Below are 25239 nucleotides of genomic sequence, written 5' to 3' on the forward strand. Positions count from 1 at the left end.
GCAGGTGCATCATCCGCCGATCAGCTTCAACCCTGCCGGCAGCGACTCGCCGAACACGCGGCCCTCATCGGCGTTATCGAGCGCGACCGTTTCGCTGACCATCGTGATCCACGCGCGCGGCGCATTCGCTGCGTCGAGGCGCCGCACGACCGTCGCGCGCAGATCGTCGGCAAGGTCGCGCGAACGGTCGCCGGTCATGCGCGCGATCTGCACGGCCGCGAACGCCGCCGGGTCGACCTTCTTCCAGTCGAGCTTCAGGATCGCGTCGAGCCATTGCGCGGCGACCTGTGGCGGCACGACGCCATGCGCGCTGCCGTAAAACGGCTGCCGCGCGCCGATGCGCCCGACCGCCCACCAGCCTTGATGATTTTCCGCGGGCTTTTTCAGGCGCGCGAGCACCGCCTCGCCGAGTTCGATCTTGCGTTCGGCCGGAATCCGTTCGAGCGACGCGGCGAGACGAACCCTATCGGCGACGCCGGTCTTCGCGACGTCGAACGGCAGCTTGTGACGCGATTGCGCGGCCTTCTGCAGATAGTCCATCGCGTCGAGCACGCGCAGTTGCGCGTCTTCGCCGAGGCCGCCCGCCGCGCGGCGCCATAGCGTCCACCACTCGGACCACACCTGGCTGTCGTTCACGTACTGGATGCCGTCGTCGAACAGCGACCACAACTGTTCGACGCGCCATTCGTCGAGCGGATAACCGAAGCCGGGCCGCACGCAATAGCCGGCGAGATTCAGCCACAGCCGTTCATGATCCGCCGAGCGGCGTCTGCGGCGCGCGCGTTCCCACAGCGCGCCGAACAGTTCGCGCAGCAATGCGCTGTTCCAGCTGTCACGCGGCCCGAGCAGATGTTCGAGCTGCGCGCGCAGCCGTTTGATTTCCTTCGGGTCGACGTTTTGCGCGCGCGCGCCGAACGAGCGGTCGATCAGCTCGATCGCGCGATCGAGCGCCGGGTGGCGTTCCGATGCGCGACCGGCGGCGAGGTTCACCTGCGCGTCTTCGCGGCGCAACTGGAATTCGAGCAGCCAGCGCTGCGACGGGTTGTCGAGCTCGATGCAATGGACGTCGAGCGTACCGACCTCGGTCAGCGACGTCGCGATGCGCACCGCGGTTTCGCGCGCGCTATGGCCGTCGCGTGGCTGCACGACGGTGGCGAGCGGCGGCAGGCGCACGAAGTCGCCGCCCGACAGGTTGACCAGCTCGCCCGGCTGATAAGCACTGTCCGCGCTCGACGACATGAGATGAAACCGTACCGGATGCCCGAGCCTGAGCGCGAACGTGCGATCGGCGATCAGGATCTCGTGGCCTTCCTCGGTGCCGCGCGGCAGCAGGCAGATGCCGCGCGGCGACGGCTCGTGCTGCGCGTCCCGCGCGTGCTGTCCGGCATCGGGGGGGTCGTCGAGCACGAGGAAGTAGCTGCGCGGCGAACCGCCGCCGATCTTCGGCGCGAAGCCCGCGCGTGCGAGCGTATAGGCGACCGCGCCGCGCGCGACCGCGACGTCGGGATTGTCGTTGTGCAGGACGTCGAGCGATGCGCCGCGCCAGCCGCCGAGCGTGTCGGCGAGACGCCGCGACAGCGTGTCGGCGCGGAACACGCCGCCGTTGAGCAGCAGCGTGTCGGGCACGGGCAGGGCCGCTTCGGAGCTGCCGCTGGTCGCGTTGTCATCGGTGGAGGGCGCCAGACCCAACGCCTTGTGCGACTGCGCGGCAAACCGGTCTAGAAACGCCGCGATATGCCGCGTGACCGCCGCGTCGGTCGCATAGGGCAGCCCGAATTCGACGATCGCGCCGCGCGGCCGTCCGGGTCGTTCGTGCGCGGCAACCTTCGGAAAGAAACCGTCGACGATGATCTTCTCGACCTCGTCGCGCGTGACCTGGGCGGTGCGCGCGCCGCCGATCAGCTTCGAGCCCGCGCCGAGCAGCGTGACCGACGCCGACTCCGGCGCGTTCTCGCCGAGCAGTTGTTCCTTCACGGCGCGGCAACGCTCGACCAGTTGCGACAGACTCGCCGCCGACAGCCGCTGCGGCGCTTGCCCGTCATTACCGGGGGCGCCCGGCAGCCGCGCCTCGACCAGATGCGCGAGCGCGAGATCCATGTTGTCGCCGCCGAGCATCAGGTGATTGCCGACGCCGACGCGCGTCAATCGCGGCTCGCCGTCGTCGCGCAGCGCAACTTCGATCAGCGTGAGATCGGTCGTGCCGCCGCCGACGTCGCAGATCAGCACGAGGCGGGTATTCGCGAGCTCGCCGGCGAGCCGTTCGCGATGCTGAAACAGCCAGTCGTAGAACGCCGCCTGCGGTTCCTCGAGCAGCCGCAGCGACGCGAGGCCCGCGCGCCGCGCCGCTTCGACGGTCAACGCGCGCGCGCCTTCGTCGAACGACGCGGGCACGGTGAGCACGACGTCCTGCTGTTCGAGCGGCGCATCCGGAAAACGCTGGTTCCACGCGGCGCGCACGTGCGCGAGATAGCTCGCGCTCGCGTCGACCGGCGACACCTTGCGGACTTCGTCGGGCGCGCCCCACGGCAGGATCGGCGCGACGCGATCGACCGACGCATGCGACAGCCAGCTCTTAGCACTCGCGACGAGCCGCCCCGGCACCTGCGCGCCGAGCAGGCGCGCGAGCCGGCCGACCACGACCGGCGGTGCATCGACGCTTGCCCGCGCCGTGGTGGACGACCACGGCAATTGCAGATCGGCCGCGCTCAGTTCGCCGTCGGCCGCGTGATAGCGCACCGATGGCAACAGCGGTCGCGCGGCGACCTCGCCGGGGCTCACGAGCTGCTCGATCTCGAAGACGCGGATCGTTTGCGATCCGCTTTGCGCATAGGCGAGCACCGTGTTGCTGGTGCCGAGATCGATGCCGACGCTGTACCGCTTCATCTCACTCATCCATGCGCGCTGCCGCGCACGTCGAACTCGACTTTCCAGCGTTCTTCCGAGCCGCGCGGGATCGCTTCGAGTTCGAGCGTGCCCGCTTCGGTCACGCGCGCATGCAGCTTCACCGGCACGACTTCGCCGGCGGTGCGGCCGGCCGCGGGCAGCGTCGCCTCGATTTCCTCGAGTTCCTGCAATTCCTCGGGGCCCCAGTAGTCGAGCAGCGTGCCCACCTGATCCTGACGACGCACCGATGAGCCGAAGAAACGGAAATGCACCGGCTCGCCGACCACGAGCCCGAACTCCTGCGCGGGCAATTCGGCCTCGGTGCCTTCCTCCATGCCGAACGGCGCGACGCACAGCGCCTGCACCGGCGGTTCGAGCCCGGGCACGGCCGGCATCGCCGATTCGATCGCGATGTAGTACGCGCGCGCGGTGCCGCCGCGAATCCGCACGCCGCGGCCGCGTCGCACGTAACCGTAATAGGCCGCGCCGCGCGCAACCGCCAGATCGAGGTCCGCGCCTTCGAGCAGGCGCGCGCTCGCCGCGCCTTCGGCCGCGAGCCAGGTGTTCAGCGTGCCCATGATCCGCTCGACGAGCAGTTCCGATTTGAACACGCCGCCGTTGAACAGCACCGCGGTCGGGTGCAGGAAGGTCGCGCCTTCCTTTACGTGGTCGCGAAGGCCTTCGAGTTCGGCCAGCGCGCCGACCTGGCGGCCGAGGAACGCGGCGAGGTGCCGCGTGATGCCCGCGTCCTGCGCATACGGCAGGCCGAGCTGCGTGAGACCGACACGCGCGCGGCTCACCGGACGCGCGGCGCTGTCCACTTGCGGGAAGAAGCCGTCGAGGATCGTCTGCGTGAGTTCGGCGCGCGTGAGTTCGGTGCGGATCGAGCCGCCGATCAGCTTCGAGCCGCGGCTCGGCACGACGAGCGGCACGGTATCGGTGGCGGGGTCGCTGAGCAGCGTTTCCTTTGCCGAGCGGCACGCGTAGGTGAGGGCGCGCAACTGCCACGCATCCGCCTGGGTGCCCTGCGCCGCGAGCTTGCGCGCGACCACGTGCGCGAGCGCGAGATCCATGTTGTCGCCGCCGAGCAGGATGTGATCGCCGACCGCGACGCGATGCAGCTCGAGATTGCCGTCGCGCTCGATCACCGCGATCAGCGACAGGTCGGTCGTGCCGCCGCCGACGTCGACCACGAGGATGATGTCGCCGACCCGCACCTGCTTGCGCCACTGGCCGCCGCTTTTCTGGATCCAGCTATAAAGGGCGGCCTGCGGCTCCTCCAGCAGCGTCATGCGCGTATAGCCCGCGGCCTCGGCCGCCTCGGCGGTCAGCTCGCGCGCGGCCGGATCGAACGACGCGGGGATCGTCACCGTGACATCCTGGTCAGCGAACGGCGCGTCCGGGTGCGCGTGATCCCATGCCTCGCGCAGATGCGTCAGATAGCGCACCGAGCTGTCGAGCGGCGACACGCGCGCGACTTCGGGCGGCGCGTCGTTCGGCAGGATCGCCGCGCGGCGGTCCACGCCCGGATGGCACAGCCAGCTCTTCGCGCTCGACACGAGCCGGATCGGCGTGCCGGCGCCGCGGCTGCGCGCGAATTCACCGACCGCGAATTCGCGTTGGCCGGTCCACGGCAGGTACAGGTCGCCCGACGCGAGTTCGTCGGGATGCGGCAGGTACAGGAACGACGGCAGCAAGGACAGATTGTCGATCGCGCCGGGGCCGGTCAGTTGCGCGATCGGCAGCACGTCCTGCGCGGTTTTCTCGCCGTCGCTCGCGTGCGTGTCCACATAGGACAGCGCGCAGTGCGTAGTGCCGAGGTCGATGCCGATCGAGTAGCGTGCGTCGCTCATAGCTCCACCTCCGCCGGTGCGATGACCTTCGCGTTATGGCCGTCCGCGAGCTTCGGCAGACGCACGTCGTCGACGCGCCAGCCGCGATGGCTGATGCTGCCGTTGAACGGCGCGCTGCCGACGACGTTGCCGGTCAGGCGGATCGCGCTCGCGTCGAAGCCCTCGGCGAGCGTGACGCGGCTGCCTTCGGCTTCGTCGCGCACCGGGCGGATCGTGAAGTGCTCGCGCAGCGTCGCGCGGCAGCCTTCATGGACGAGGCGCGCGGCGGCGCCGATGTCGGCGTCGCTATAGCCCTTGATGTCTTCCTCGACGAAATCGATGAAACGCGCGTCACGTTGCAGCAGGCCGAGCAGTTGCAGCGCGGCGTCGGGGGTGGCTTCTTTCAGCACCGGAGCGGGCTGGGGTTTGGGTTGCGGGGCTGGTGCCGGTGTTGCGGCGGGCGTGGGCGCCGGGGCCGCGCCGGCTGTTTCGCCGGCTGTTTCTCCGTTACGCAGACGCAGCACGTCGGCGGCGAACTCGCCATTGCCGAGGATGCTGAAAAACGTGCCGACGGCCAGTGAAATCCGGCCGAGGAAGGATGGGTTCGAATCGCTCATAAAGGCTCCTGATCTGCTCTGTTAAAGGACGAGCTGTCCTTGCCGCGCCGCGGACGCCGGGCTCTGAAGCCGCGACGGGCCGGGCGGGGCGTGGTGTCGTGGGGCGGCGCGCCGCCAGCATGCGGTGCGCGCAAAACCTGTATTTTGCCTTGCGGCGCGCCCGACGCGGGCAAAGCCGGCAATTCTAGCGGGCAATGCGGCGGGATTGGCGCGGAGTGTGGGGAAGGGCTTGTGTGGATTTGAATCTGGAGTGAGCGATGATCGATGCCGCTCAGAGAAATTTACGTGAAAAAAGACCGGCGCTATTAGCGTGCACAGGCCCTGGCGGATTCACACGCCGGAACCGCGATCAATTACCGTCCGCGTCGCCGCTTTCCGGTTTCGCCCCGCCCCAGTTCATCCGATGCCGGTTAACGGTCTCCGTATGCCGCGCATCGTCTTCGGTGTGCAGATAAAGACTGGTCGTATTCAGCGAGACATGGCCGAGATTGTCGCGGATCGTGCGCAGATCGACGCCGCCGTCGGCCTGGTGCGAGCCGGCGGTGTGCCGCAGCCAGTGCGCCGACGCGCGTTCGAGCTCGTCGGCGCGATCGGCGAATTCAGGGCCGCGCGCGCGCAGCCACGCCGCCGCGCCGGCAAAGATGCCCTTGATCGCATCGTGGATCGCCGAGCGCGACAGGCAGCGGTTGCGGCCCTTGAACGGTAATACGAGCGGCGTGTCCTCGGCGCGGGTCGGCAGCGCGGCGAGGCCATTGAGCGTGCGATAGCCGCGCAGCTCCTGGACCAGTTCGGCGGAGACTGGCACGATCCGTTCCTTGTCGCCCTTGCCGAGCGTCTCCAGCCACCACTGGTCCTGGCCATCGGCGCCGAGTCTTCTGAAGAACTGCCCCATCTGGCCGCCGGCGACTTCCGAAATGCGCATGCCCTGCAGATAGAACAGCGTGGTCAACCAGCGGCAGCGCGCGTAATACGCGCGTTGCGCGTCGGTGTCGCGCGGCAGTTGCTCGACGAACAGCTTCACTTCGTCCCAGAGCGACGTCGACAGATAACGCGTGACCCGCGGCGCCGAGCGTTTCGCCCGTTGCCGCAGCAGTGCCATCGGATTGCCGCGCAGATAACCGGCGTTGACGAGCCACGTGAACATCGCGTTCAGGATGATCAGCGCCTGTCGTTGACTCGCCGGCGACAGCGGTCCATTGAACGGACGCCAGCGTTCGTCGCCGCGCGCAAATTTGCCGCCGTTGGCCGATACCCAGCGCGCGGCCGGCTGCGGATCGGCGATGAACGCCTTGAACAGCAGCAGATCCTCATGCGTGAGCGACGACAACGGCTTGCCGAGCTGCACGACGGCCCACAGCAGGAGCCGCTCGGCTTCCTTGCGGTAATTGTCGAAGGTGGTTTTCGTGTCCGCGTAATTCGACAGCCACGCGCGCACGGCATCGAGATCGTTGCGCGCCGATAGCTGCGAGTTTTCAAGCGCGCCGCGATTGGTGCCGTCGCGGCCGTCGAGCCTGTCCGGCACGACGAGCGATTCGACGGGCTGGACGGCGGCGAGCTCGGAGCGGGAAGCGGCGTTCGGCACGGCTTTGGACACGGTTCGGGAAACTCCTGATGACTGGCGCGGAACACTATCACACAGTCGACTTCGTCTGGCGTAAAACCATCGTCAGCGCAATAGTCGGCGATAAAGCCGTCGAGCCGCAACTCCGTCGCAACCGCGCACGCAACGCTATAGTCGCGACCTATGATCGGCATTGCCGTAATCGAATTCTATTGAACTTTGCACTGGCCTATATTCGAATAGCCTATGCGCGCCGACCGGAGCCATCAGCGCATCACGCGGCCGGCTACACCGACAATATTTCCCCACAACCCAGGATCTCCATGCACGATGAATTAATGCCACGGTAATAACCCTAGATGAGCGCACTGCCGATTTTTTTCGGCGGGCTGGCAGGTTTTCAGGTCGTCAGATTGCCATGCAAGCCTGACACCATGGCGAACGCACAACGGAGACATTCTCCAAGGAGAGAACGCATGTCAAACGAAGCAAAGTGCCCGTTCATTCATTCCGCCGGTGGCGGGACAACCAATCGTGACTGGTGGCCGAAAGCATTGCGCCTCGACCTGCTCAGCCAGCATTCGAACCGTTCCAATCCGCTGGACAAGGACTTCAACTATGCCGAGGCATTCAGGAGCCTCGACCTGGCTGCGGTCAAGAAAGACCTCGCCGCGCTGATGACCGATTCGCAGCCGTGGTGGCCCGCGGACTTCGGCCACTACGGTCCGCTGTTCATCCGCATGGCGTGGCACAGCGCCGGCACGTATCGCATCGGCGACGGCCGTGGCGGCGCAGGGCGCGGCCAGCAGCGTTTCGCGCCGCTCAATAGCTGGCCGGACAACGTGAGCCTCGACAAGGCGCGCCGTCTGCTATGGCCGATCAAGCAGAAGTACGGCCAGAAGATTTCGTGGGCCGACCTGCTGGTCCTGACCGGCAACGTCGCGCTCGAAACGATGGGCTTCAGGACTTTCGGTTTCGGCGGTGGCCGTGAGGACACGTGGGAACCGGATCAGGACGTCTACTGGGGCAACGAAAAAACCTGGCTCGGCGGTGACGTCCGCTATGGCAAGGGCGCGGCCGGCAAGCAGGACGACGAAGGCGTGATCGTCGCCGACGAGGAACTGCACGGCAGCGAAGCGAGCCGCACCGACCCGCCGGACCGCAACCTCGAAAATCCGCTCGGCGCGGTGCAGATGGGCCTGATCTACGTGAACCCGGAAGGGCCGGACGGCAATCCCGATCCGCTCGCCGCGGCGATCGACATCCGCGAAACCTTCGGCCGCATGGCGATGAACGACGAGGAAACCGTCGCGCTGATCGCCGGTGGCCACACGTTCGGCAAGACGCACGGCGCGGGCCCGGCTGACAATGTCGGTCCCGAACCCGAGAGCGCCGGGCTCGAGAGCCAGGGCCTCGGCTGGAAGAACAGTTTCGGCACCGGCAAGGGTGCGGACACGATCACGAGCGGTCTCGAAGTCACGTGGAGCGCCACGCCGACGCAATGGGGCATGGGTTTCTTCCAGAACCTGTTCGGCCACGAATGGGAACTGACGAAGAGCCCCGCGGGCGCGAACCAGTGGGTCGCGAAGGATGCGCAGCCGACCATCCCGCACGCGCACGATCCGTCGAAGAAACTGCTGCCGACGATGCTCACCACGGACCTGTCGCTGCGCCTCGACCCGATCTACGAAAAGATTTCGCGCCGCTTCATGGAGAACCCGGACGAGTTCGCCGACGCGTTCGCGCGCGCCTGGTTCAAGCTGACGCACCGCGACATGGGTCCGCGCTCCCGCTATCTCGGCCCGGAAGTGCCGGCCGAGGAACTGGTGTGGCAGGATCCGGTCCCGGCCGTCGATCATCCTCTGGTCGACGACAAGGACGTGGCCGCGCTCAAGCAGAAGATCCTCGCGTCGGGCCTGTCCGTGTCGCAGCTCGTGACGACCGCATGGGCGTCGGCCTCGACGTTTCGCGGCTCCGACAAGCGCGGGGGTGCCAATGGCGCGCGCATCCGTCTGGCGCCGCAGAAGGACTGGGACGCCAACCAGCCCGCGGAGCTCGCGAAGGTGCTGAAGGTTCTCGAAGGCATCCAGAGCGAGTTCAACGGCGCGCAGTCCGGCGGCAAGAAGATCTCGCTGGCCGACCTGATCGTGCTGGCGGGCGGCGCCGGTATCGAGCAGGCCGCGAAGGCGGCCGGCCAGCAGGTGACGGTGCCGTTTGCGCCGGGTCGCACGGATGCGTCGCAGGAACAGACCGACGTGGAATCGATCGGCATGCTCGAACCGGTTGCCGACGGTTTCCGCAACTATCTGAAGGGCAAGTTCAAGGTGTCGGCGGAAGAGCTGCTGATCGACAAGGCACAACTGCTGACCCTCACGGTGCCCGAGATGACGGTGCTGATCGGCGGCCTGCGCGTGCTGAACGTGCACACGGGTACCGAGAAGCACGGCGTCTTCACGGACCGGCCGGAAACGCTGACCAACGACTTCTTCCGCAACCTGCTCGACATGGGCACGGAATGGAAGCCGCTGTCGGCCGCCGCGGACGTGTTCGAAGGGCGTGACGCGAAAACCGGCCAACCGAGGTGGACGGGCACGCGCGTCGATCTCGTGTTCGGCTCGAATTCGCAGTTGCGCGCGCTGTGCGAGGTCTATGCAAGCGACGATGCGAAGGAGAAATTCGTGCGTGACTTCGTCGACGCGTGGGTCAAGGTGATGAACCTCGACCGGTTCGATCTCGCTTGAGCTGCGGCGTAACGCATAGTTTTCAAGGGTGTTTTTCAGCGTATGAGGCGCTTGCCGGGAGACCGGCAAGCGCTTTTTTTTCGCGCGCGCGGATTTTTTCTCGCGTATTCCCCCGAGCAGCGAGTGCATTGCCGTAAGCCATTTGAATCATCATGGTAATGCTTTCAAAAGGCAAAAAGCTTTGCTAACATCGCCCCCTTTTGCAATGAGAATCACTCTCATTTACGCGTTGACGGGGGCGCTCGCTAGCAGACATGAAGAAGAATCAGGCAACGACACGACCAGAAATCACATTCCATCGTCCTTTGCAGATTGCGGTCTGGCTGGCTTTTGCCGTCGCGGCGCAATCCGCGTTCGCGCAAAGCGCCGCCAGCGGGGAAGCCGCGCCGCCCGCGGCCAGCACGGCCAGTGCAGCCAGCGCGGGCGCGGTGGCGCCGGATGCATCGCCCGCGGCCAGCGGCGGCGAACAGGCTCTGCCGGTCGTCAAGGTGAGCGCGACCGCCGAGGCCGATGCGCCGCTGCATCTGCGGACCCCCGTCTCGGTTGGCGCGCTCGGGGCGCGCTCCCAGCTCGAGACGCCGTTCTCGACCACCGTCGTGAGCGGCGAAGATATCGCCGACCGTCAGGCGAACAAGCTTGGCGACGTATTCGCCGGCGACGCTTCGGTGACCGACAGCAGCAATCCGTACAACGCGTGGGCGACGTACATCTCGATCCGCGGTCTGCCGATCGACTGGCAGAACGGTTTTCGCATCGACGGCAATCCGTTCATTTCATACGGCATCACGATGCCTTATGAAAACCTCGAACGGGTCGAACTGCTCAAGGGGCTCGGCGGTTTCATGTACGGCTTCGTGCAGCCGGGCGGGGTCGTCAACTACGTGACGAAGAAGCCGGCGGAGCAGCCCGTGACGAGCCTGTCGTTCGGCTACCGGATGGATAGCGTGTTCAGCCAGCACGCCGACCTGAGCCGACGCTTCGGCCCGGACGGCATGTTCGGCGCGCGCATCAACTACACGCACGAGGCGGGCAAGACCTACAACGCGGGCGATATCAACCGCAATTCGCTGGCGGTCGCGCTCGACGGTCAGCTCACGCGCGATCTCGGCGTCTACTTCAACGCGATCTACCAGCAAAGCCGCTCGAGCGGCCAGACGCCCGCGATCTATACGGGCAGCTACGTGGGCACGGGCCTGCCCGCGACGATCAGCGGCGGCACCAATCTGCTGGGCGGCACCGATCAGCATCTGAATACGAACCTGCAGCTCTACACGGCGGGCGTCGACTATCAGATCACGCCGGACTGGTCGTTCAAGACCTCGGCGAGCTACAGCAAGTCGACGCGCGACCGCAACGAGAGCACGCTGACCCTGCTCAACCAGGCGGGCGACTACACCGACAACCGCTGGAACGGCGACGAAGGCCACCAGGACATCTACTGGCAGGGCGTGTTCGAAGGCAAGGTGAAGACCGGCATCTTCACGCATCAACTGGCGCTCGGCGCGTCGTGGCAGCATCAGACGAACGACTACAGCGCGGTTTCGTACTACTTCACCCTCGGCGACGGCAACCTCTTCCAGCCGAATCCGTGGCGCTACTACTCGGGCGCCGGCCTCGACAAATACCGCGCGAGCGAGATCACGCAGAGGGCGCTGTTCGCGAGCGATACGATCCAGTTGACGGACCGCTGGTCGCTGCTCGCGGGCCTGCGCTACACCAACTACGACCAGCAGAGCTATAACCTCGACGGCTCGCTCGCGTCGTCGTACGGCCAGAACGGCGTGCTCACGCCGACCGCCGCGCTGATGTACCGGCTCGAGCCGAACACGATGCTTTACGCGAGCTACGTGGAGTCGCTGGAGCAGGGGGCGATCGTCAACGACATCTACGCGAACGGCGGGGCACTGCTGCGTCCGCTGCGCTCGCGTCAGTACGAAATCGGCATCAAGAGCCAGCAGGCGAGCTGGAGCGCGACGGCCGCGGTGTTCCGCATCGAACGGGGTGCCGCTTACGCGAACGACCAGAACGTCTACGTGCAGGACGGCACGTCGATCTACGAAGGTATCGAAGCGGGCGGCAGCGTGCGCCTCGGCCGCGGCTGGCAGGTGGCGGGCAATCTGATGCTGCTCGACACGTGGTACGCGAAGGGGCAGGCCTACAGCGGCAATCGCGTCGCCGGCGCGCCGCAATTCGTTGCCGCCGGCCGTGTCACCTACGACGTGCCGGCCGTGCCGGGCCTGCAGGTCGGTGCCGACGCGAAGTTCACCGGCAGCACGAAGGTGCGGCCGGCGGGCGACCTGGAAACGGGCGGCTACATGATCGTCAACGCAGGCGCGAGTTACATGACCCGCATCGGCGGGCACGACGTGACGCTCAGGGCGGCGATCGACAACATCACGAATCGCCGCTACTGGATGTTCCAGTATTCGGACTACATTGCGCCGGGCGATCCGCGCACGGTCAGCCTGAACGCGAAGATCGATTTCTGACCGGCAACGTGGGCGAAAGCGCGGATCTCATGGGCGCCTTCCGGCGTCTTCAGTGCTTTGCGCATCGCCGGTGTTTTCCGCATGGCCGGCCGGTTCCAGCCGTAGCGCGCCCCAGCCGAGCGGCGCGAACACCCGGCCGCCCGCCAGTTCGACCTGCTCCACGAACTGTTCGAGCGATACGCCGGCGGTAATCCGCACCGGCGCGTTGCCGATGAAATCCTGCGTGCGCAACCACGGCGCGGTGCCGCGATTGATCTCGTTGGCGCTCAGCGCGAGGCCGTCGTACCCGGCGTCGGGTGTCAGCAGCGGACCGTCGTACGCGACGGTCAGAATCTGCTGGGCGGCATCGTCGTAGGGCGGCCCGGCATAGCGTTCGTAGGGCGCGCGCTCCCAGCCGTCGCCCCATTGCTGATCGAGCGGCAGCCGCGTGAAATAGGCCCACGGCGCGCGCACGAAGCACAGCCCGTACACGTGCCGTACGCCGTCCAGACTGGTTGCGAGACTCATTGCAATCGTCTCCCGATTACCCTCCCGCGCTGATCCGCGGGTTCCGTGGATTCAGACGTGATCGCCGGTCGCGAACACGCCGTTTTCGGGCTCGGTCTGGTCGGTGTCGATGCATTGCACCCGCCAGTGGCCCGTCATCAGAATGCGGCCGCGCTCCGCGCACCACTGCACGCGGCCGATCTCGCCTTCGAACGGCCCGTCGACATCGTTCAGATCGAGCCCTTCGAGCACGCACACGGGCACCGCGCTGTGCGCATCGCACACGAGCGTATTGCCGCAATCCACGTGCAACGCGCCCCATTCAGGCAGATCGAGCCCAAAGTGGCCTTCGCGGGACCATTGCCGCGTGTCCTTGTCGAGCCAGAGAATCGCGAAGGCCATCGGATGGACACGGTCGAACGTGTCGAGGTGAACAGTGAGACGCATGGAAACTCTCCGGAACGTAAAGCACTCCCAAGCCGAACCGCCGCAAGCAGGCGTGCGCGGCCAACCTCATCGACTCCTCATGGGTTCTTCATCGTGGTTGTTCATTGGCTCCTCATTGACTCGTCATTGACTCAGCACCCATTGCACGAGCGTGTGCGCGTCCGCCGCCGACAGCGGCCCGCCGCGCTCGACCGCGCCCGGCATCGGCGTGTCGCCCCAGTGCGCCTTGCCGCCGCGCCGCAGCTTGTGCTCGAGCATCGACTGCGCGTTCGGCACGTTGCGATAGTGCTCGGCGATCTGCTGGAACGACGGCGCGAGAAACGGCGCGTCGCGCATATGGCAAAACATGCAGTGCTGCTGATCGATCAGCGCGGTCGGCTCCGGCTCGGCATGCGCGACGCTCGCGCCCAGCGCCAACACGCCGCACACGAGTAGACAGTTTCGGAATGACGCAGTCACGAGCCATGCTCCGGCGTAAGGAATAAGATCAGTGTAGGGAGCGGCGAAACGCGGCTTGTTGACCTCGATCAACCCGTGCACGGTGCATCGGTTGGAGCGGCAATGCGCCGCGCCTATGCTGATGCGGGACGGCCTCACCGGTCGCCGCCAACGCGGACGAAGGAGAGCACGATGCGAGCGATGGTGTTCGACGGCGGTTCAGCGACGCTGCACGAGCGGGATGTGCCGGACCCGCGGCCCGGCGCCGGGCAGATCCTGATCGACGTTCATGCGTGCGGCGTGTGCCGCACGGATCTTCATCTGGTCGATCGCGAGCTCGAGCATCCGAAGCAGCCGGTGATTCCGGGCCACGAAATCGTCGGCGTGGTGGCCGCGCTGGGCGAGGGCGTCACGGGATTCGCGGTGGGCGAGCGGGTCGGCGTGCCGTGGGTCGGCCGCACCTGCGGCCATTGCCGCTACTGCCTGTCCGCGCGCGAGAATCTGTGCGACGACGCGGACTTCACCGGCTACACGATCGACGGCGGGTACGCGGAGCGCACCGTCGCCGACAGCCGCTACTGCTTTCATCTGCCGTCGCACTACACCGACATCGACGCCGCGCCGCTGCTGTGCGCCGGCCTGATCGGCTATCGCACGCTGAGCATGGCGGGCGACGCGCAACGGATCGGCATCTACGGCTTCGGCGCCGCCGCGCATATCGTCGCGCAGGTCGCGCGCCATCAGCAGCGCAGCGTGTATGCGTTCACGCGGCCCGGCGATCACGCGGCCCGGCAGCTCGCGCTGCGGCTCGGCGCCGCATGGGCCGGCGGCAGTGACGAGACGCCGCCCGCCGAACTCGACGCGGCGCTGCTGTTCGCGCCGGTCGGCGCGCTCGTGCCGCAGGCGTTGCGCGCGGTCGCGAAAGGCGGCGTGGTGGTCTGCGGCGGCATCCATATGAGCGACATTCCGTCGTTTCCGTATGCGTTTCTGTGGGGCGAGCGGCGCGTCGTATCGGTCGCGAATCTGACGCGCGACGACGGGCTGTCCTTCATGCGCGTCGCGGAGCAAACCCGCCTCGCGATAGAAACGACGACCTATGCTCTGAGCGACGCGAACCGCGCGCTCGACGATCTGCGCAACGGCAGGCTGACCGGCGCGGCGGTGCTCGCGATCCGGTGACGCTTGATGCAGATCAAGCCGCCGGCCGCATCGCGGCCCATGATGTAGACGCGCGGTGCGGTGCGCTCACGCCACACCTTGGCGTTCGTCCGTCCCGCTGACGGCAATGGCGAGCGCGCCACCGCGACGAGACCGTCCGAGGAAAAGCGATGAACACGTCCACTGATCGCCACCCCTTCAGCCGCGTGATGGTTGCATCCGCGGGCGGCATTGGCCTCGCGCCGCTGACGCGCTTCGCCCGGCAATTCACCGATGCGGATGCGCGGTTCAGGCTCGTCGATATCGTCTGCAATCCCGCGACGCTCTATCCGGCACTGATACTGAGCTACCCGGACTGGTGCGAGGCGCATCGCGCGATGGTGCACGGCGCGCAGGCCTCGCTGCGCGAGACGGCGGATGCGGTGCGCGACGTCGTCACCGCGCCCGACACCGAACTGATCGATCTCACCGCCTTGCGTCAGGGCGCGGCCGAAGCGCTCGCGCATGCCGCCGCGCAATGGCACGCGGATCTGATCGCGGTGGCCGCGCATCCGTGTGAGCATCGACGGGCCGGCCGCGTCGATCCCGAGGAGCTGGTGGCTTCGGCACACTGTCCGATTCTCTACATGCCGTCGGTATCGAGCGAGCCGAACGATGCGGTGGTGCGCCGCGTGCTCGTCGCGATAGACGGCAGCGACACGGCACTCGACGCATTGCGCGCCGCGCTGGGCATCGCGCCGCAAGACGCGCGCGTCAAGGTGGTCTATGCGGCGGACGACTGCTTTGCGTGGCGCGAATGGCTGCCGTTCGACGTGGTCTCGCAGCATCGCGCCCGCGTGCTGTGCCGCGGCGCGGCCATGCTCGAACAAAGCCGGCGCCCGGCCGAGGCCGCGCTGCTCGATTTCGACGACGACTCGGGCGATGCGTCCACCGCGATTCTCGCCGAAGCACAGCGATGGCAGGCGGACCTGATCGTCATGGGTTCGCACGGCATGCGCGGCGCGCCGCATCCGCTGCCGGGACACGTGACCGCCCGGACGCTGCGCGACGCAAGCTGTGCGGTGCTTGTGTGTCCGCGTGCGATGCCGCCGTCGCGTGCCGGCTCCCGGCAGGACGCGGCGCCGGCTGCGGGCGCCGACGAAACCGTGCCTTTCTATCTGTAGTCCCGGCACGGTGCGCGCATCGACCATGCATTCACCATGCATTCACCTGAGCGGAGAGTCGCCATGCCCCTGTACCAGACCATTCTCGTCGCGTTCGACGGCAGCAGTTCTTCGAAACTCGCGCTGAAACAGGCGGTGGGTCTCGCCGCATTGACGAAGGGCGTCGTCCATCCGATCTATGTGCTCGACAAGACGCCGATCTTTTCCTATGCCGGCCACTACGATCCGCTGACGCTCGTCGACGCGCTGCGCAAGGAAGGCGAGTCGTTGCTGGAAGAGGCGCAACAGGCGTGCTCGGCCGCCGGCGTGACATGCCACCCTGATCTGGTCGAATCGAACGATCCGTCCGACGACGTCGCTCAGGTCATCCTGCGCCATGCCGCGCAGATCCATGCCGATCTGCTCGTGATGGGCACGCATGGACGCCGCGGCGTACGGCGTCTGGTGATCGGCAGCGTGGCGGAGCGGGTGTTGCGCTTCTCGCAGTGTCCGGTGCTGCTGATTCGCGAAGAGGGTGCGCAGGAAGCCGGCGCCGTGTAACCAGCCGCTACCCGAGTGCATCGACGGGAATCTGTATCGAGATCCTGAAGCCGTTGCCCGGCGAACTCGAAAACGAAACGGTGCCGCGCAACTGCCTCACGCGCTCGCGGATGCCGAGCAGGCCGAACGACTGCCTGCCGGGCGGCCGGTCCAGTTCGGTGCCGTTGCCGTCGTCCTCGATATCGAGCAGAAGCGCGGGATCCGCGAGCGTCATCTCGACGCGCACGTGGCTTGCGTTCGCGTGCCGCGCGACATTGGTCAACGCTTCCTGAACGATCCGGAACAGCGCCGTCGCGGCAAATTCGCCGAATTCGGGCTCGGCCGGTTCGAGATGAACGCTCGCGTGCACGCCGTAGCGTTTCGTGAAGTCCTCGGCCAGCCAGTCGAGCGCGGCGGCAAGTCCGAGGTCGTCGAGCAGCGGGGGCCGCAAATCGGCTGCGATACGCCGAAGCGCTTCCGCCATCCAGTCGATCTGCATTTGCAGTTCGTGCGTCTGCGAGACCAGCCCGGCGGTGGCGGCCTGCGCATTCAGGTTCGCTTCGAGCAGCGCGACGCTCATCTTCAGCGCGGTCAGCCGCTGCCCGAGATCGTCGTGGAGCTCGCGCGCCATGCGCTTCTGTTCGTTTTCGCTGGCGAGCTGCACCTGGGTGGACACCGCATCCGCGCGCTCGAGTTCCGCGAGACGCATGCGTTCGGTCAGATCGCGCGTGATCTTGGCGAAGCCGAGCAGCGTGCCCGACGCGTCGCGCACGGCGGAAATCACGACGTTGGCCCAGAAACGCGAGCCGTCGCGGCGCACGCGCCAGCCTTCGTCCTCGACGCGGCCGACGGCCGTGGCGATTTCGAGTTCGCGGGCGGGCTTGCCGGCCGCGATGTCTTCCGGGGTATAGAACGTGGAGAAGTGCCGCCCGATGATTTCGCCGGGCGCGTAGCCCTTGATGCGCTGCGCGCCGGGATTCCAGCTGGTCACGTGACCGGCGGAGTCCAGCATGAAGATCGCGTAGTCCCGGACGGCCTCGACCAGCAGGAAATAGCGATCCTCGACCGGAACGTCCGAAATCGACGCCGCACCGACCACGCCGGAAGACTCGCCACTCGACAGACCCATCGTTCCTCCACGCGGTCCGGCAAGCTCGCCCACCGCACGTCAGTGAGTTATATCAGGTCAGGAGGGCTTGTTCCACTTCGCATGGCTCGCATGCACTCCGTATGCACCCGCCGGGCCGCGCGCGCCGGGCCGCCTGCGGCGGATATCGAAGGCGGCCGCCCGGCGCTCAGACCTGGGCCAACGCCGCCGCGTCGACGATGCGGATCGTCTTGCCGTTCGTGTCGACCAGGCGCTCGCGCTGGAACTTCGAGAACATCCGGCTCACCGTTTCGAGCTTCATCCCGAGGTAGCAGCCGATTTCCTCGCGCGTCATGCGCAGATGGAATTCGGCCGCCGAGAAGCCGCGCGCCTTGAAGCGCTTCGACAGATTCAGCAGGAACGTCGCGACGCGCTGTTCGGCCGTCATCGTGCCGAGCAGCAGCATCTGGCCCGATTCGCGGACGATCTCGCTGCTCATCATCTGATAGATGTGATGCTGCATCGGCTTCATCTCCTGGCAGATCGCCTCGAGCTGCGCGAACGGGATGATGCACACGACGCTGTCCTCGAGCGCGATCGCGTCGCAGTTCTGCTTGCCCGCGCCCACGCCGTCGAGGCCGAGCGCGTCGCCGGCGATCTGGAAGCCGGTCACGTGCTCGCGACCGTCGCGATGCATGACCACGGTCTTGAACGACCCGGCGCGCACCGCATAGATGCTCTGGAACGTGTCGCCGGCCCGATACAGCGCGTCGCCGCGCTTGACCGGACGCGTCGAGCAGATCACCGCGTCGAGTCTGGCGAGTTCGCTCGCGCTCAGGCCGGCGGGCATGCAGACCGCGCGCATCGAGCAGGCGGAGCAGCGCGGCGTGCCACGCGTTCCTCGGGTCGCCGCGGAGCCGGACTGGACAACGTGAATCGGCATCGCTTGCCGTATCGGCGGGCGGGCTTCGCAGGCGGTTGCGACTTGCATGATCGTCTCTCCGGTTGGCTACGCGGAACGCGCACGACGCGCATTCACAATGGTTTCGACGGCGCGGCAGGCCAGCGTGAACTCCGCCGTCTTGTCGAAGAAGAAGTCCGCGCCCGCCGCTTCGCACGCACGGCGACAGGCGCTCGCGCAATGGTTCGTCAGCACGATGCTGACGATGGACGGCCGCGCGCGGGAGAGCGCCTGGATCAGCACGAGATTCGTCCGGCCGCCAAAGCACGGGTCCAGCACGGCGACATCGGCCTGACTCGCGACGATGATCTCGAACGCGCGTTCGCCGCCACCGGACTCGCCGGCGATGACGACGCCGGGAATCAGCGCGAGCAGCCGCGCGAGCCGGCGTCTGACCTCGGCCGCGTCGTCGACGAGGAAGACTTTCGATACGGGGGCTGACATGGCGGTATCCATGTTCACCAGTATCGGCGGCCGCATCTCAAAAAAATATCGGCCGTGCTTTAAGCGACGCCAGGAGTTCAGGTAGGGGTTGTAGGAATATTCCTAGCGAAGGATGAAGAACGAGGGGAGTGGGAGAGGGAGGATGAGGGGGCTAGATATCGTTTTCGTCGTCGAACAGCTTGTGGCGGATCGCGTAGCGCACGAGCCCGTTCTCGTGCGGCATCTGCATTTTTTCGAGAATTCGCGTTTTGTGGGTGCTGATCGTCTTCACGCTGACACACAGTTCGTTGGCGATTTCGGTGATGCTCTGTCCGGCGACGATGCGCCGGAACACGTCGAATTCGCGATCGGACAGACGCTGGTGCGGCAGCGCCTCGACGGGCTCGTTCAGGTTCTGCGCGAAGCGCTCTGCCATCGCGAGGCTGACGTAGACGCCGCCCGCGGCGATTTTCGTCACCGCGCCGACCAGTTCGGCGCTCGCGCTCTCCTTGGTCAGGTAGCCGGATGCGCCGGCCTTGAACGCGCGCACCGCGTATTGCTGCTCGGCGTGCATCGTCAGCACGAGAATGCGCAGCGCGGGTTTCTCGTCCTTGATCTGTCTGATGAGTTCGATGCCGTTGCGCCCGGGCATCGACAGATCGAGCACCAACACGTGCGCGTCGGTCGAGCGGATCAGCGCGATCGTCGTGACGCTGTCGCAGGCTTCGCCCGCCACTTCGAAGCCGCTCGCTTTCTGCAGGATATGGCGCAGCCCGTCGCGTACGAGCGTGTGGTCGTCGGCCAGCAACACCTTGATCATGGGTCGAGCTCTTCCTCTTCCTGTTGCATCGATTGCAGGGGAAACGTCACCGTCATCGCGAAGCCCGCGTTCTGCGCGGTATCGATCCGGACCGAGCCGCCGAGCATGTGCGCGCGTTCGCGCACGCCGATCAGGCCGAACGGTTTGTCCTGACTCGTGTCGGCGGGCTGCGGACCGGCGCCGCGCCCATTATCCGCTATGCGCAGCAGACAGTGCGCGCCGCGCGTGTCGAGCGTCAGTTCGACGGCGCTCGCCTGCGCGTGGCGCGCGACGTTGTTCAGCGCTTCCTGAACGATGCGAAATAGCGCGGTCGCGCCTTGCCTCGAGTAAACGGCGTTGAGCGGCTCGATGCGGCGCACGACTTCGATGCCGTAGCGGTTCGTGAAATCGTTGGCGAGCCATTCGATCGCGGCGGCGAGGCCGAGGTCGTCGAGCATCACCGGGCGCAGGTCGGCGGCGATCCGGCGCAGCGAGGCCACCGCCGAGTCGATGACCCGGCGCATCCCGCGTAGCTGGTCCGGGATCTCGCTGTCGATGCCGACGGCTTCGCGGTGGCTGTCGAACAGCGTCTGTTCGAGCGTCGACAGATCCATCTTCAACGCCGCCAGTTGCTGGCCGAGATCGTCGTGCAGCTCGCGCGCGATGCGGTGCTTTTCCTCTTCCCGCACGTTCTGCAGATTGGCCGACAACTGGCGCAGTTCCTCGCGCGACTGCTTCAGCGCGTTTTCCGCCTTGACCCGTTCGGTGACGTCGCGCAGCATCACCGTGTAGAGCTTGCCGGCTTCTTCCTGGATCTGCGAAATCGACGCTTCCAGCGGGAATTCCTCGCCGTTCGCGCGCAGGCCCGGCAACACGCGCTGGCCGCCCATTCTGGTTTCGGAAGTGCCGGTGACGCCGAATCGTACGACGTGCGCCGCATGCGCGGCTCTGAAGCGCGGCGGAACGAAACGCGACAGCGGCGTGCCGATCGCATCGGCCGCCGTCACACCGAAGATCCGTTCCGCCGCCGGGTTGAAGAACACGATGTTCTGGGCGTCGTCGATCGTGATGATCGCCTCCATCGACGAGCGGATGATGCCCAGCATGCGCGCGTCGTTACGCGGGGCCGCGACCGGCGCGCGCGAGGCCGCGACGAGCCAGACGACGACGGCGAGAAACGCTGCCAGCGCCATGCCGGCGGCGAGAACCAGCGTGGCGAGGTGTTCGTTCGCCGGCCGGCGCAACGCGAGCCGCGCCAGTGCCAGTACGAGGACGGCCAGCACCGCGTACGTCAGGATGCAGGCCACCGCCGGGCCGGCCAGCGAGCGCATTCGATTCCGCTTCCGATCCGGTTGGGACGTTCCCGCGGCCCGGCTGCGTGTCGGCATGAGGTTCATTTTTGTCCTGAGTTGCGGTATTCAGACGTCCGGGCCGGAAACGGCCGGGGTGTCAGATCGGGTGGCAAACCCCGTGACGGGTCCGGCAGCGCATCCACGCGCCCGCCACCACATCGACGCCGGCCGACGCCCCGTTGACCTGAGTCAACCCGCGCGCCCGCGCACCCTTCACACTATTGTTGCACGCGTGCGAAGTCGCCTGTCCGGCCGACGCGCGCGCATCGAGCGGGAGTCCATCATGTACAGACGAATTCTGGTTGCACTCGACGGCAGTCCGAGCGCGCAGCGCGCACTGGCCGAGGCGCTCAAGCTCGCGAAGCTCACCGGCGCGACGCTCGAGGCGTGCTATGTGGTCGAGCGCGGCAAATGGCCGGCGGCTGCCAGTCCGGGCTTCGACGCCGAGCCGGAGCCGGCCGACGCGAAGCGGGCCGCCGCCGATACCGCGCTCGCGGCGGCGCGGGAACTGTTGCGCGAAGCCCAGGTGCGCGGCGACGTGCGCACGATCGATGCGTATGCCGAAAGCGTTCAGGCTGTGCTGACGCGCGTCGCCGATGAAATCGACGCGGATCTGATCGTGATGGGCACGCACGGCCGGCACGGTGTCGGGCGGTTTCTGGTCGGCAGCGTCGCGGAGTCGCTCGTGCGATCGACCGATAAGCCTGTGCTGATCGTGCGGCATGATTCCTCCGGGCCGGCACCGGCCTGAACTTGCGGCGGGCGCCCTTGTCAGGCGTCATGCCCGCCGCGCGGCCGGCGACGGTTGCATTTTGCGCCGGTAAGCGCACCTAGCGCACCTGTACCGTCCGTCCGCGCGCCAGCCTGTCTCGGTGCGTGCCGCTGTCCGCGGCTGTTGTTCTAGTCGGCGGCCGTCAGTGCGCCATCAACACGGGGACGGTCATCGATTCCAGCAGGGTCCGCGTCACGCCGCCCCACACGCGCTCGCGCGCCCGCGAATGCCCATACGCGCCCATCACGAGCAGATCGGCGTGCAGATCCGACACCCGGTTCAACAGCGTGGCGCCCGTACTGGCGATGCCGCGCCGCGGCGTCGTCGAAAACGATGCGCGGATGCCGTGCGCGTCGAGCCACGCGGCGACGTCGATCGCACCAGGCACGGTGTCGTAGCCGTCCGCGCGCTTCACGATATCGACACCGATGAAGCGCGCCCGTCGCAGCAGCGGCAGCGCGTCGGCGATCGCGCGCGAGGCTTCGCGGCTGCCGTCCCATGCGATCAGCACGTTCTCGCCGAGCGTCGGCACGGCGCCCGCGTGCGGGATCACGAGCGCGGGGCGGCCCGCGCCGAGCACGAGTTCGCCGACGAAATGCCTGTCGACGTACGTGGCGGGATCGTGCGGATCGGGCTGGCCGAGTATCAGCAGATCGGCGTGCCGCGCATGCAGCGTCGCCACCTCGACGGCGGGGCCCACCGGCGCGCGCCACTCCACCGCGCGCCCGGCGCGTCCGGCCATCGCGAGAAACGTCTCCTGGGCCTGCTGGCGCCGCCCGGCCGCCTGGGCGGCGAGCCGGGCGATCAGGTCTTCGTCCACGCCGAACAACGGTTGCGCGAAATCCTCGCTCACGACATACAGGCCGATCAGATGCGCATCCCAACGCCCCGCGAGATCGAGCGCCAGTTCAACGCGTGTTTCGCAGCGACGGCTGTCGTCGAGGTGAACGAGTAGAGTCCGGTAGTTCATGTCAGTGCCTTTTCGTTGGCGGCCCGCGCAGCCGGATGTCCGGCCTGATCGCGCGTGGCGGCGGGAATCAACAGAACCGGGCAGCAGGCGCCGCGCAGCACGCGCTCGGCAACGCTGCCGAGCACCATCCGCCGGAAGCCGCGGCGGCCGTGCGTGCCCATCACGATGGCATCGGCGCGCCATTCGCGGGCCGTCCCGATGATCCGATGCGCGACGTCTTCGCCGCTTATCGCGGCTTCGACGGTGCGGGCTGTGCCCTTCACGCCGCGCGCGTCCATCCGGCTTTGCGCGTCGGCCGTGATGCGCTTGCCTTCCTCCGCGAAGGCATCCTGGATCACGCAAGGATCGAAGCCGGGCGCGTCGTAGGCGATGACCGGCACGTCGATCACGTACAGCGGCATCAGCTCTGCGCCGTGCTCGGCGGCGAGCGTCAACGCGGCATCGAAGGCGCGGGAGGCGGTGTCGCTGCCGTCGAGCGCGACGAGTAGGCGGTGGAACATGGCGGTCTCCTCAAATTCCTCAAACGGGGCATTCAGTGCATTCAGTGCGATTTCAGTGCGACAGCAGAACCGGCACGGTCATCGACTGCAATATCGTGCGCGTGGCGCCGCCCAGCACGACTTCGTGCAGACGCGAATGCGCGTACGCGCCCATCACGATCATGTCGCAGCCCAGCCCGGCCGCCTGCGACAGCAGCGCGTCGCCGACCGGCGTGTCGTTTTCGATGTTGAGTTCGCGCACGTCGATTTTCACGCCGTGACGGGCGACCGTCAGCGCGATGTCGGCGCCAGGAATCCGGTCGCGCGGCGGTTGATCGCTGCTTGCGTGAACCGTCAGCAGTGTCACCTGCGCGGCATGGGCGAGGAACGGCAGCGCGTCGTGGATCGCGCGGGTGGCCTCGCGGCTGCCATCCCACGCGATCAGTACATGCCTGCCCGGCGCAGCCACGGTGCCGGCGCACGGCACCAGCAGAACCGGCCGTCCCGCCGACAGCACGACGTGCTCGACGAACTGCTCGGCGACGAAGGCTTCGGGGTCGGTCGGGTCGCTCTGCCCGAGCACGGTCAGATCGGCGAGACGCGCATACGGGGGCACGACGTCGTTGGCGTAGCCCTCCGCGGCGATCCACTGACCGTCGACCTTCGCGCGCGCGAGTTCCGCATGAAACAGGCGCTCCAGCGCGCCGGCCCGCTCGTGACGCAGGCGCTCGTGCTCCGCGTAGTACTCGGCGCTGCCGGCCATCACGACGAATGCGTGGCGCGGCGGCACATAAGTCGAAAACAGGCCGGTCAGCTTTGCATGAAACCGGTGCGCCAGTTGTAACGCGATCTCCAGGCGCGGATGCGCGCGCACGCCCGTATCGAGGTGAACGAGGATGCTTTTGTAGCTCATCGCCGGGGGCTCCGTGACGAAAACGTGGGGGAACGGGACAAAGCGGGCAGCAAAACGGGCGGCAAAGCGCGGGCGGCGACCCGTCGTGACATCGAGTCTATGGGCCGGGTGGGCGCGGCTCTTGACGCAGATCAAGCGCCGTGAATTTGCGTGGCGCCTGACGCAGATCAATCGCGGCAAGCCGCGCGCGAATACAGTGAGACCACCAGACAGTCATATCTGAGCCGTCCTTGCATCCTATGCTGTGACGGAAGGGTTCGAAGAGTCGAGCCCCACGCGTTCGCGGGCGTCGTGTAGCGGCGCGCATTGCAACGCCGGTTCGCGAAGCGGCGATTTCAGACACTGCAAGGAGAGGCAGACATGGGAACGACAGGTCGCGTGGCATTCGTCACGGGCGGGATGGGCGGATTGGGCACGGCGGTCAGCCGCGCGCTTCACGATGCGGGGATGACGGTCGCGGTGTCGTATTCGACGCACAACCAGCGCGTCGCGACATGGCTGCAGGGCGAGCGCGACTCGGGGCGCGATTTTCACGCGTACGAAGCCGACGTGAGCGATTTCGATTCGTGCGCGCACTGCGCGCAACGGGCGCTCGCCGAACTCGGCGCGATCGACGTGCTGATCAACAACGCGGGCATCACGCACGACACGACGTTCGCGCGCATGAGCAAGCAGGATTGGGACGCGGTGCTGCGCACCGACCTCGACGGCCTGTTCAACATGACCAAACCGCTGCTGCCCGGCATGCTCGAGCGCCGCCACGGCCGCATCGTCAATATCGGCTCGGTCAACGGCTCGCGCGGCGCGTACGGACAGACCAACTATTCGGCCGCCAAAGCGGGTGTGCATGGCTTCACGAAGGCACTCGCGCTCGAAACCGCGAAGCACGGCGTGACGGTCAACACGGTCTCGCCCGGCTACCTGGCGACCGCGATGGTCGAAGCGGTGCCGCGCGAAATCCTCGAAACGAAGATCCTGCCGCAGATTCCGGTCGGCCGGCTGGGCCGCCCGGAAGAAGTGGCCGCACTGATCGCCTTTCTCTGCTCCGATGCCGCCGCCTTCATCACCGGCGCCGACCTCGCGATCAACGGCGGCATGCATATGCATTGAGCCGTCACCGCGCCACGCGGCACGCGTGGCTCCCGTTAC

At 67.0% G+C, this 25239-nt stretch carries 22 protein-coding genes and 1 pseudogene; 8 read left to right on the top strand and 15 right to left on the bottom strand.

The annotated features are described in order from the left end of the window. Positions 1 to 9 precede the first annotated feature (9 nt). The 4 genes from QM685_RS31985 to QM685_RS32000 all read right to left on the bottom strand — a co-directional run bounded on the left by QM685_RS31985 (position 10) and on the right by QM685_RS32000 (position 6926). On the bottom strand, positions 10 to 2892 hold the full coding sequence (locus tag QM685_RS31985) for an Hsp70 family protein (RefSeq protein WP_415123045.1): 2883 nt from the start codon (positions 2890 to 2892) through the stop codon (positions 10 to 12). Further along, positions 2889 to 4736 carry an Hsp70 family protein gene (locus QM685_RS31990; RefSeq protein WP_415123047.1) on the bottom strand — a complete coding sequence of 616 codons (1848 nt, stop codon included), beginning with the start codon at positions 4734 to 4736 and terminating at the stop codon, positions 2889 to 2891. Before QM685_RS31990 ends, QM685_RS31985 begins: the two co-directional genes overlap by 4 nt. Next, positions 4733 to 5332, bottom strand: a complete 600-nt coding sequence (locus QM685_RS31995) for a DUF2760 domain-containing protein (RefSeq protein ID WP_415123049.1) — start codon at positions 5330 to 5332, stop codon at positions 4733 to 4735. Before QM685_RS31995 ends, QM685_RS31990 begins: the two co-directional genes overlap by 4 nt. A 349-nt stretch (positions 5333 to 5681) precedes the next feature. Next, on the bottom strand, positions 5682 to 6926 hold the full coding sequence (locus QM685_RS32000; protein ID WP_415123051.1) for a tyrosine-type recombinase/integrase: 1245 nt from the start codon (positions 6924 to 6926) through the stop codon (positions 5682 to 5684). 17 nt (positions 6927 to 6943) lie between these two features. Here QM685_RS32000 and QM685_RS32005 point away from each other — a divergent pair, with 17 nt between their 5' ends. From QM685_RS32005 to QM685_RS32015, 3 genes are all read left to right on the top strand, one after another. Further along, on the top strand, positions 6944 to 7243 hold the full coding sequence (locus QM685_RS32005; protein WP_415123053.1) for a hypothetical protein: 300 nt from the start codon (positions 6944 to 6946) through the stop codon (positions 7241 to 7243). A gap of 126 nt (positions 7244 to 7369) precedes the next feature. After that, positions 7370 to 9634, top strand: coding sequence for a catalase/peroxidase HPI (gene katG / locus QM685_RS32010; RefSeq protein ID WP_415123055.1), 2265 nt, complete (start codon positions 7370 to 7372; stop codon positions 9632 to 9634). Positions 9635 to 9888: 254 nt separating this feature from the next. Further along, on the top strand, positions 9889 to 12123 hold the full coding sequence (locus tag QM685_RS32015) for a TonB-dependent siderophore receptor (RefSeq protein WP_415123057.1): 2235 nt from the start codon (positions 9889 to 9891) through the stop codon (positions 12121 to 12123). A 27-nt stretch (positions 12124 to 12150) separates the two neighbouring features. On the opposite strand, the gene QM685_RS32020 is transcribed toward QM685_RS32015, so the two are convergent. From QM685_RS32020 to QM685_RS32030, 3 genes are all read right to left on the bottom strand, one after another. Beyond that, on the bottom strand, positions 12151 to 12630 hold the full coding sequence (locus QM685_RS32020; RefSeq protein WP_415123059.1) for a hypothetical protein: 480 nt from the start codon (positions 12628 to 12630) through the stop codon (positions 12151 to 12153). A gap of 51 nt (positions 12631 to 12681) precedes the next feature. After that, on the bottom strand, positions 12682 to 13056 hold the full coding sequence (locus tag QM685_RS32025) for a DUF3564 domain-containing protein (RefSeq protein ID WP_415123061.1): 375 nt from the start codon (positions 13054 to 13056) through the stop codon (positions 12682 to 12684). A gap of 123 nt (positions 13057 to 13179) precedes the next feature. Further along, positions 13180 to 13515: a c-type cytochrome gene (locus tag QM685_RS32030; RefSeq protein ID WP_415123063.1), complete on the bottom strand. Its 336-nt coding sequence runs from the start codon at positions 13513 to 13515 to the stop codon at positions 13180 to 13182. Between the two features lie 171 nt (positions 13516 to 13686). Here QM685_RS32030 and QM685_RS32035 point away from each other — a divergent pair, with 171 nt between their 5' ends. The 3 genes from QM685_RS32035 to QM685_RS32045 all read left to right on the top strand — a co-directional run bounded on the left by QM685_RS32035 (position 13687) and on the right by QM685_RS32045 (position 16355). Continuing rightward, positions 13687 to 14673 carry a zinc-dependent alcohol dehydrogenase family protein gene (locus QM685_RS32035; RefSeq protein WP_415123065.1) on the top strand — a complete coding sequence of 329 codons (987 nt, stop codon included), beginning with the start codon at positions 13687 to 13689 and terminating at the stop codon, positions 14671 to 14673. Positions 14674 to 14822: 149 nt separating this feature from the next. After that, complete coding sequence (locus tag QM685_RS32040) at positions 14823 to 15815, top strand: universal stress protein (protein ID WP_415123067.1); 993 nt, start codon at positions 14823 to 14825, stop codon at positions 15813 to 15815. Between the two features lie 69 nt (positions 15816 to 15884). Further along, the gene (locus QM685_RS32045) at positions 15885 to 16355 is read left to right on the top strand and encodes a universal stress protein (protein ID WP_415123169.1); all 471 of its coding nucleotides are present in this window, start codon (positions 15885 to 15887) and stop codon (positions 16353 to 16355) included. Between the two features lie 7 nt (positions 16356 to 16362). Here the strand turns inward: QM685_RS32045 and QM685_RS32050 are convergent, their stop codons facing one another. From QM685_RS32050 to QM685_RS32070, 5 genes and pseudogenes are all read right to left on the bottom strand, one after another. Continuing rightward, positions 16363 to 17463 carry a PAS domain S-box protein gene (locus tag QM685_RS32050; RefSeq protein WP_415123069.1) on the bottom strand — a complete coding sequence of 367 codons (1101 nt, stop codon included), beginning with the start codon at positions 17461 to 17463 and terminating at the stop codon, positions 16363 to 16365. Between the two features lie 166 nt (positions 17464 to 17629). Beyond that, positions 17630 to 18412: a fumarate/nitrate reduction transcriptional regulator Fnr gene (fnr, locus tag QM685_RS32055; RefSeq protein WP_415123071.1), complete on the bottom strand. Its 783-nt coding sequence runs from the start codon at positions 18410 to 18412 to the stop codon at positions 17630 to 17632. Positions 18413 to 18430: 18 nt separating this feature from the next. Further along, on the bottom strand, positions 18431 to 18838 hold the full coding sequence (locus tag QM685_RS32060) for a response regulator (RefSeq protein ID WP_415123073.1): 408 nt from the start codon (positions 18836 to 18838) through the stop codon (positions 18431 to 18433). 139 nt (positions 18839 to 18977) lie between these two features. Further along, entirely contained in the window at positions 18978 to 19625 is a 648-nt protein-coding gene (locus tag QM685_RS32065) for a response regulator (protein ID WP_415123075.1), read from the bottom strand. After that, positions 19622 to 20869 (bottom strand): annotated as a pseudogene (locus QM685_RS32070) (PAS domain S-box protein); the annotation flags it as partial. The pseudogene QM685_RS32070 and the gene QM685_RS32065, both read right to left, overlap by 4 nt. 370 nt (positions 20870 to 21239) lie before the next feature. Here QM685_RS32070 and QM685_RS32075 point away from each other — a divergent pair. Beyond that, positions 21240 to 21707: a universal stress protein gene (locus QM685_RS32075; RefSeq protein WP_415123077.1), complete on the top strand. Its 468-nt coding sequence runs from the start codon at positions 21240 to 21242 to the stop codon at positions 21705 to 21707. Positions 21708 to 21870: 163 nt separating this feature from the next. Here QM685_RS32075 and QM685_RS32080 read toward each other — a convergent pair whose 3' ends face one another. Genes QM685_RS32080 through QM685_RS32090 form a run of 3 tightly spaced genes read right to left on the bottom strand, consistent with a single transcriptional unit; the run spans position 21871 to position 24090 of the window. Beyond that, positions 21871 to 22698 (bottom strand): universal stress protein, encoded by an 828-nt coding sequence (locus tag QM685_RS32080; RefSeq protein ID WP_415123079.1) that lies wholly within the window; start codon positions 22696 to 22698, stop codon positions 21871 to 21873. Then, on the bottom strand, positions 22695 to 23198 hold the full coding sequence (locus QM685_RS32085) for a universal stress protein (RefSeq protein WP_415123081.1): 504 nt from the start codon (positions 23196 to 23198) through the stop codon (positions 22695 to 22697). Before QM685_RS32085 ends, QM685_RS32080 begins: the two co-directional genes overlap by 4 nt. A gap of 52 nt (positions 23199 to 23250) precedes the next feature. Further along, positions 23251 to 24090: a universal stress protein gene (locus QM685_RS32090; RefSeq protein WP_415123083.1), complete on the bottom strand. Its 840-nt coding sequence runs from the start codon at positions 24088 to 24090 to the stop codon at positions 23251 to 23253. Positions 24091 to 24450: 360 nt separating this feature from the next. On the opposite strand from QM685_RS32090, the gene phbB reads away from it, so the two are divergent. Next, positions 24451 to 25200: an acetoacetyl-CoA reductase gene (gene phbB, locus QM685_RS32095; RefSeq protein ID WP_415123085.1), complete on the top strand. Its 750-nt coding sequence runs from the start codon at positions 24451 to 24453 to the stop codon at positions 25198 to 25200. Positions 25201 to 25239: the final 39 nt, after the last annotated feature.

Source organism: Paraburkholderia sp. (assembly GCF_047605525.1).
Taxonomy (GTDB): domain Bacteria; phylum Pseudomonadota; class Gammaproteobacteria; order Burkholderiales; family Burkholderiaceae; genus Paraburkholderia.

Coding starts and splice junctions, on each gene's coding strand:
- QM685_RS31985 (WP_415123045.1), bottom strand. CDS start 2,892: ATGAGTGAGATGAAGCGGTACAGCGTCGGCATCGATCTCGGCACCAGC.
- QM685_RS31990 (WP_415123047.1), bottom strand. CDS start 4,736: ATGAGCGACGCACGCTACTCGATCGGCATCGACCTCGGCACTACGCAC.
- QM685_RS31995 (WP_415123049.1), bottom strand. CDS start 5,332: ATGAGCGATTCGAACCCATCCTTCCTCGGCCGGATTTCACTGGCCGTC.
- QM685_RS32005 (WP_415123053.1), top strand. CDS start 6,944: ATGACTGGCGCGGAACACTATCACACAGTCGACTTCGTCTGGCGTAAA.
- katG (WP_415123055.1), top strand. CDS start 7,370: ATGTCAAACGAAGCAAAGTGCCCGTTCATTCATTCCGCCGGTGGCGGG.
- QM685_RS32015 (WP_415123057.1), top strand. CDS start 9,889: ATGAAGAAGAATCAGGCAACGACACGACCAGAAATCACATTCCATCGT.
- QM685_RS32020 (WP_415123059.1), bottom strand. CDS start 12,630: ATGAGTCTCGCAACCAGTCTGGACGGCGTACGGCACGTGTACGGGCTG.
- QM685_RS32025 (WP_415123061.1), bottom strand. CDS start 13,056: ATGCGTCTCACTGTTCACCTCGACACGTTCGACCGTGTCCATCCGATG.
- QM685_RS32035 (WP_415123065.1), top strand. CDS start 13,687: ATGCGAGCGATGGTGTTCGACGGCGGTTCAGCGACGCTGCACGAGCGG.
- QM685_RS32040 (WP_415123067.1), top strand. CDS start 14,823: ATGAACACGTCCACTGATCGCCACCCCTTCAGCCGCGTGATGGTTGCA.
- QM685_RS32050 (WP_415123069.1), bottom strand. CDS start 17,463: ATGGGTCTGTCGAGTGGCGAGTCTTCCGGCGTGGTCGGTGCGGCGTCG.
- fnr (WP_415123071.1), bottom strand. CDS start 18,412: ATGCAAGTCGCAACCGCCTGCGAAGCCCGCCCGCCGATACGGCAAGCG.
- QM685_RS32060 (WP_415123073.1), bottom strand. CDS start 18,838: ATGGATACCGCCATGTCAGCCCCCGTATCGAAAGTCTTCCTCGTCGAC.
- QM685_RS32065 (WP_415123075.1), bottom strand. CDS start 19,625: ATGATCAAGGTGTTGCTGGCCGACGACCACACGCTCGTACGCGACGGG.
- QM685_RS32075 (WP_415123077.1), top strand. CDS start 21,240: ATGTACAGACGAATTCTGGTTGCACTCGACGGCAGTCCGAGCGCGCAG.
- QM685_RS32080 (WP_415123079.1), bottom strand. CDS start 22,698: ATGAACTACCGGACTCTACTCGTTCACCTCGACGACAGCCGTCGCTGC.
- QM685_RS32085 (WP_415123081.1), bottom strand. CDS start 23,198: ATGTTCCACCGCCTACTCGTCGCGCTCGACGGCAGCGACACCGCCTCC.
- QM685_RS32090 (WP_415123083.1), bottom strand. CDS start 24,090: ATGAGCTACAAAAGCATCCTCGTTCACCTCGATACGGGCGTGCGCGCG.
- phbB (WP_415123085.1), top strand. CDS start 24,451: ATGGGAACGACAGGTCGCGTGGCATTCGTCACGGGCGGGATGGGCGGA.